The sequence below is a fragment of the Mesorhizobium sp. M1A.F.Ca.IN.020.06.1.1 genome (genome assembly GCF_004023265.1).
Classification (GTDB): domain Bacteria; phylum Pseudomonadota; class Alphaproteobacteria; order Rhizobiales; family Rhizobiaceae; genus Mesorhizobium.
Genome location: NZ_RZSR01000366.1, coordinates 1 through 5,370 on the forward strand (window position 1 = coordinate 1; position 5,370 = coordinate 5,370).

The window sequence follows — 5,370 nt, forward strand, 5'->3', positions numbered from 1 at the left end:
GCCCGGACCCGCCCGGCCTTGCTCGCCTGCGAGACTTGAGGCGTTCGTCGATCGGATAGAGGTTTCGATTCAGGAGACGTGCTTCGTGATGCGGCCATGATAGGCCGGTCCCTCACCGACTGCCGCACGCTCGGAAGAAGCCAAGGTAGGCGACAAGCCTCTGTGGATCGCTGAAGCGCCGAATGTTGCCGATTGCCGCGGCAACGTTCGCACCCACGGTGACGGAGGCAACGTCATCAGGCGACGGATTGTCGGATCCTAGTGGGCACCACCGCGATATCCGCCTCGACCACCGTCAACGCCTCGTTGATCTGATTGATCAAGCCGAGGTGGCACTCGATGGCGGCGCGCTCAAGGAGCAGCATGAGTTAACACCTACTCCTAGCGCCGCTCCTGGAGTCCTATTTCCGCCGGCGCCTGACGAAGCAGCGCAATGCGACTCCCGCGACCGTGGCCAGCTATCGCGATGCCTTGCGCATGCTGATCCTCTTTGCCGCCGCCCGATTGCGGAAGAAGCCGGGGGCGTTGGCGCTCGAAGAGCTGATCGAGATCTCGTTCTCGCTTTTCTCGACGAACTCGAGGAGAAGCGGAACAATTCCGTCACCACGCGCAACGCCCGCTTGGCCGCGATCCGATCTTTCTTCCGCCACGTCGCTGCCGCCGACCCGGCATCCTTCGGCGTCGCCCAACGCGTGCTGACGATTCCCATTAAACGGACGCACATTGACGTGACGTACCACCTCACCACGGCCGAAGTGGACACCCTCATCGCGGCGCCAGATCCAAAGACGCCCCGTGGTCGGCGCGACCGAGCCTTTCTGCTCTTTCTTGGCACGAACCGGCGCCCGGCCTCCGAAGCCACCGGCGTCAACGCAAACGACCTTCAGTTGGAGCGGCCGCACCCACAAGTGCTGCTGCGCGGCAAAGGGCGTAGAGACCGCGTCGTCCCCATTGCTAAGGACCCGGCTGCGGGCGCTGACATCCTTGTTGAGCGAGCGCGGGATCGCCCATCACGAGCCGCGACCGATATTCCTCGGCGCCCGCAACGAGCGCCGGGCCTACCAGACCGGCTTTGGCCGACAAGCCCATATCGCCGCACATCTTCCGGCACTCCCTCGCCATGAAGCTTCTCCAGTCCGGCGTGGACCTTTTGACGATCCAAGCCTGGCTCGGGCATGCACGGGTCGCCACGACCCACCGCTATGCCACAGCGGATGTAGAGATGATGCGCAATGGACTCGAGAAGGCGGGCGTCACCGGCGATCACGGCGTGCGTTTCCGACCAAATGACTCCGTTCTGCAACTGCTGAACTCCATCTGAATGTTTATGTGGCGGAGGCAAGCTGGGTTTGGCCGGTCCGAAGGGGTCAGGGCGGCTCCGCCACATAATCTCGCCCGACGCATAAATGCGGATCCCGGCCCAATGTCTCCTGAACCTGCAGAGCGAGACGCTGCATTCCGCGACGCATATCGGTCCGGCCCACCGCCAACCAGATCCGCACCTGGCTCGGGACCGGGATCATGAAACGCCCCGCGCCTTCACCATCGCCGCTGCCAGTGTTGGCGGCGTGGTCAGTGGAATCCGCAGCCGCACCTTGCCGGCGACGTCCAGCTCGATCACCACTGGCGGCGGGAGCGGCTGGGCGCGTTCGTCAAGAACGTCTTCAGTTGCCGGCTGCCCGGTCTCAGGTCGAAACAGCTCGTTGCGCCAGTATCGGCTGCTGGGCGCGACGCTGTTCGCTGTGTCACAGGAAGAAAGGAAGGTCACCTTGGAGCTCAGGTCAGCCGCCCCTCGGGCTTTTTGCCTATGGCGGCAAAGGGCTCAAGCAAGCCCGAGCTTTTTCCTGAGCTCGGCGTTTTCTTTCCGGAGCCGGTCAGCGAGGAGCTTCTTCAGACGGGCGTTCTCTTCTTCAAGCTTCACAAGATCCTTGAGCTCATCGCTCTGTGTTGTCTGCCCAGCAGCCCTTTTCCAGTGATAGTACGTCTGTTCCGATATTCCAGCGTTCTGAACGGCTGCCTTGATACTCTCTCCCCGTCCGATCTGCTTCTCGATCTCGCCGAGCTTCTGGGCACGCTCGTTCTCAGAGTAATTTCTCCGCGCTGCCCGGACTGTAGGCGAAGCGATCGCTTTAGATGAAGACGCCTGAAGAGCCGAGCTGGCGGCTCTGGTTCGTATAGCACCTGCGCGCTGCGCGGTCCGCTTCCGCGTCTTCGGCGCCTTTGTATCGGGTGTCTGTTCCTTCACGGGCACCTCGCCTGCTGCCTGGGTTGCCTCAGTTTCCTTAAGGTTGGACATCAGAAACTCCCTGCGATTTCAAACATCTATTCTAGCACCAGCATCTAGAACTTATGGGCTTTGTCAACTGCGGCCACAAAACCGTGCTCGCCAATGTCGCCGTCCGACGCGTTAACATGATGCCAGTAACTGCGGCAATGCAATCGGTTCGCAATCCGCAACAAAGAGTATCGGCTGGATGTGCACGACGCCCCAGTCTCTGAAACAGCGTAGCCGCCCGGTAAGAGCCGCTTTCAGTCTGCCTTAGAAACAAGGTGGTCGGTCGCCACTCCCGCGCATACTATCCGTCTACTCTTGCTCCTCGCACGGCGCCAGGTCCTCGTCATCGATGCCGGGCAGCGTCGCAGCGGCTAAGCCAGCCACTCGCATTGCTCCCTGACAGGATGGTGCCGATCCTGCTGAGATCGCATGCTGGCGCGACGTTGCTTTGCGGCCACCGTCGCGCCTGCCCGTGAACTGTTCGCGCCTGTGCTCATGCTCGCCTTGACACCCTCGATGGGTCCATCCGGGATGGTCAACCATCCCGAACATAGCGGGCAGGCGGGCATCTTCACCAGCAGTCTCTGTGTCGCTCTCGTGGCGGCAAACAAGATCGAGGCTGGCGGGGTGATGATCAACGGTCCTCGAACCATCGATTTTGATCGCGGTGGCCGTTCAGTGTGTTCAAACACGAGGCGCCGTTAGACGGCACCGCAGCATCATAGCGAAGTGCCATGCAGGACGACTCCCTGCAGCATCGTCTCGCGCAGCCAAACACTTGCCGGATCACTGTTGTGAACGGCCGGACGTTTGACGGCCTGTGACGCGAAAAGGCAGCGGAAGATCTAGCATTTATGGGGGAAATGTTTTTTCGGAGTGCTTGACCCGCAGGAAGGGCATGACTGCCTATCGCCCGACCCGGCAAGGCCGCACTCATGACCGGCTGGGCTCGGATCCTGCATGCCGCGCCCGTGAGGTTACTTGTCGGAAGTGCGTCGAGCACAACGACGAGATGTAGTTCACGATCTTTGAAACGCGTGGTCAACTATCCAAAGTGTGGATGCCTTTCATCGAAACAAACGATTTCATCAATGTTGTGGAATCCTGCATGGGCAGAAGCACCTGACGCACACCGATGCCCCACTGCCTCATGGCGTGGCGAGCGTCTTAAGAACTGCCCGAAAGGAGAACTTTCATGCGCTCTACCGGGCAGTGGAGTGCTGGGAAAGGGAGTTGCAACTGACCGGCCATGTCAACTGTCCGACTTCTTCCGAGCCTATGGACAGACTGGGAACCTTCCACGCAAAGCCATTCGAAAGCGGCCGCAGTTGGGCCGGCGCGAGACCGGAAGCCCGCGCAATCGGCTACGACGCGCACGGTGTAGCGGCTCACATCGTCATACTGCACCTACGCCACACACCGGCCGGACCTGATCCGGCTTTATGAGCATTGGGCTTTGTCAGTCGCACAAGCGTGATGGCTTTCGCGACGCGGCGCGCCTCAGGAACTGAGCCGCGTCCAGGTCGAAACGCGGGAAAGAAAGACAGGAAACAGAATGGCCGATCAATTCGCAACGGACGTCATTGCCCTGATCAAGAAACGCGCCGAGTCGGAGAGCGGTGAGGGAATGCCTGCGTCATTCGTCGGCGAGATAACAATCGCCACGGAACTGGACGCGCTCGGGTTCGATTCGCTGGGTTTGGCGGACGTCCTCTGGGATGTGGAACAGGCCTACGGCATCAAGATCGATATGAACACGGCCGATGCCTGGTCCAATCTCAAGAATGTCGGCGACGTCGTGGAAGCCGTCCGCGGCTTGCTTGCGAAGGAGGCTTGAATGGACAGGCGCGTCGTTATCACCGGAGTGGGCGGCCTGTGCGGACTGGGCACTGACGCCGCCTCTATGTGGAAAGAGATGCGCGAAGGCCGCTCCGCCATCGGCCCGCTCGCCAATTCCGAGCTTCATGACCTGGAGGGCATGACCGGCGCTGAGATCAAGGCGCTGCCCGAGCACGACATCGATCGCAAGCAGCTCGTCTCCATGGACCGCTTCAGCTTGCTCGCCGTGCTTGCAGCGCGCGAAGCCATGCGGCAGGCCGGACTTTCCTGCGACGAAGGGAATGCCCATCGCTTCGGCGCGACAGTGGGCGTCGGCGGCTTGGGCTGGGATGTAATGGAGGAAACTTACCGGGCCCTCCTTTTGGACGGCGCGAGGCGAGTTGGCATCCTCGCTGTACCCAAAACGATGCCAAGCGCCGCCGCCGGCCAGGTGAGCTTGCGCCTCGGCTTGCGCGGGCCGGTGTTCGGGGTGACCTCCGCATGTGCCTCGGCCAACCATGCGATCGCCTCGGCGGTGGATCAGATCAAGCTGGGCCGGGCCGACGTAATGGTTTCCGGAGGCAGCGACGCACCCTTCGCATGGGGCGTGCTGAAAGCATGGGAAGCAATGCGCGTGCTTTCACCCGATACCTGCCGGCCCTTCTCCGCCGATAGGAAGGGCCTGGTGCTGGGCGAGGGTGCGGGCATGGCCGTGCTGGAAAGCTACGAGCATGCCACGAGGCGTGGTGCCACAATTCTTGCCGAGATCGCCGGCGTCGGCCTTTCCGCCGATGCCTTCCACATCGCCGCGCCATCTGTCGAGGGGCCAGCGTCGGCGATGCGCGCCTGCCTTGCCGATGCCGGGCTGAATGCCGAGGACGTCGACTACCTCAACGCGCACGGCACCGGTACCAAGAGCAATGATCAGACTGAAACGGCGGCGATCAAGCGTGTGTTTGGAAACCACGCTTATTCGATGTCCATCTCTTCCACCAAGTCCACGCACGCGCATTGCCTCGGCGCAGCGAGCGCGCTTGAAATGATCGCCTGCGTGATGGCAATCCAAGAGGACGTCGTGCCGCCGACCGCCAACTATCGCGAGCCAGATCCCGCTTGCGACCTCGACATCACGCCCAATGTGCCGCGCGAGCGCAAGGTGCGCGTCGCCATGAGCAACGCCTTCGCCATGGGCGGCACGAACGCAGTTCTGGCATTCAGGCAGGTGTAGAAGCCATGCAAGACGCCTCATTTGAGGTCACCTGTCGTATCTAGCTGCT

General features: G+C 61.6%; 9 protein-coding genes and 1 pseudogene. 5 read left to right on the plus strand and 5 right to left on the minus strand.

From position 1 onward, the window contains the following. Positions 1-236 precede the first annotated feature (236 nt). Together EOA60_RS39725 and EOA60_RS39040 are read right to left on the minus strand one after the other, a co-directional pair. The gene (locus EOA60_RS39725) at positions 237-365 is read right to left on the minus strand and encodes a hypothetical protein (protein ID WP_259980032.1); all 129 of its coding nucleotides are present in this window, start codon (positions 363-365) and stop codon (positions 237-239) included. A gap of 93 nt (positions 366-458) precedes the next feature. Then, positions 459-902 (minus strand): hypothetical protein, encoded by a 444-nt coding sequence (locus tag EOA60_RS39040; RefSeq protein ID WP_245466780.1) that lies wholly within the window; start codon positions 900-902, stop codon positions 459-461. Between the two features lie 170 nt (positions 903-1,072). On the opposite strand from EOA60_RS39040, the gene EOA60_RS39045 reads away from it, so the two are divergent. Beyond that, positions 1,073-1,321, plus strand: coding sequence for a tyrosine-type recombinase/integrase (locus EOA60_RS39045; protein WP_236372574.1), 249 nt, complete (start codon positions 1,073-1,075; stop codon positions 1,319-1,321). Between the two features lie 46 nt (positions 1,322-1,367). On the opposite strand, the gene tnpB is transcribed toward EOA60_RS39045, so the two are convergent. The 3 genes from tnpB to EOA60_RS17115 are packed head-to-tail and all read right to left on the minus strand — an operon-like array spanning position 1,368 to position 2,296. Next, a complete protein-coding gene (gene tnpB, locus EOA60_RS39730) occupies positions 1,368-1,523 on the minus strand; it encodes an IS66 family insertion sequence element accessory protein TnpB (RefSeq protein WP_084831567.1) in 156 nt (51 codons plus the stop codon). Continuing rightward, on the minus strand, positions 1,520-1,768 hold the full coding sequence (locus tag EOA60_RS39050; RefSeq protein ID WP_236473611.1) for a transposase: 249 nt from the start codon (positions 1,766-1,768) through the stop codon (positions 1,520-1,522). The genes tnpB and EOA60_RS39050 overlap by 4 nt, the downstream gene beginning before the upstream one ends. Before the next feature lie 54 nt (positions 1,769-1,822). After that, a complete protein-coding gene (locus EOA60_RS17115) occupies positions 1,823-2,296 on the minus strand; it encodes a transposase (RefSeq protein WP_091600632.1) in 474 nt (157 codons plus the stop codon). A gap of 408 nt (positions 2,297-2,704) precedes the next feature. On the opposite strand from EOA60_RS17115, the gene EOA60_RS17120 reads away from it, so the two are divergent. The 4 genes and pseudogenes from EOA60_RS17120 (at position 2,705) to EOA60_RS17135 (ending at position 5,321) form a co-directional block, all read left to right on the plus strand. Then, the gene (locus tag EOA60_RS17120) at positions 2,705-2,980 is read left to right on the plus strand and encodes a hypothetical protein (protein WP_091600633.1); all 276 of its coding nucleotides are present in this window, start codon (positions 2,705-2,707) and stop codon (positions 2,978-2,980) included. Positions 2,981-3,553: 573 nt separating this feature from the next. Next, positions 3,554-3,679, plus strand: a pseudogene (locus tag EOA60_RS17125) (acyltransferase); the annotation flags it as partial. 151 nt (positions 3,680-3,830) lie between these two features. After that, positions 3,831-4,112 carry an acyl carrier protein gene (locus tag EOA60_RS17130; protein ID WP_029356603.1) on the plus strand — a complete coding sequence of 94 codons (282 nt, stop codon included), beginning with the start codon at positions 3,831-3,833 and terminating at the stop codon, positions 4,110-4,112. Continuing rightward, positions 4,113-5,321, plus strand: coding sequence for a beta-ketoacyl-[acyl-carrier-protein] synthase family protein (locus EOA60_RS17135; protein WP_128311648.1), 1,209 nt, complete (start codon positions 4,113-4,115; stop codon positions 5,319-5,321). The last annotated feature ends 49 nt before the right edge of the window (positions 5,322-5,370 follow it).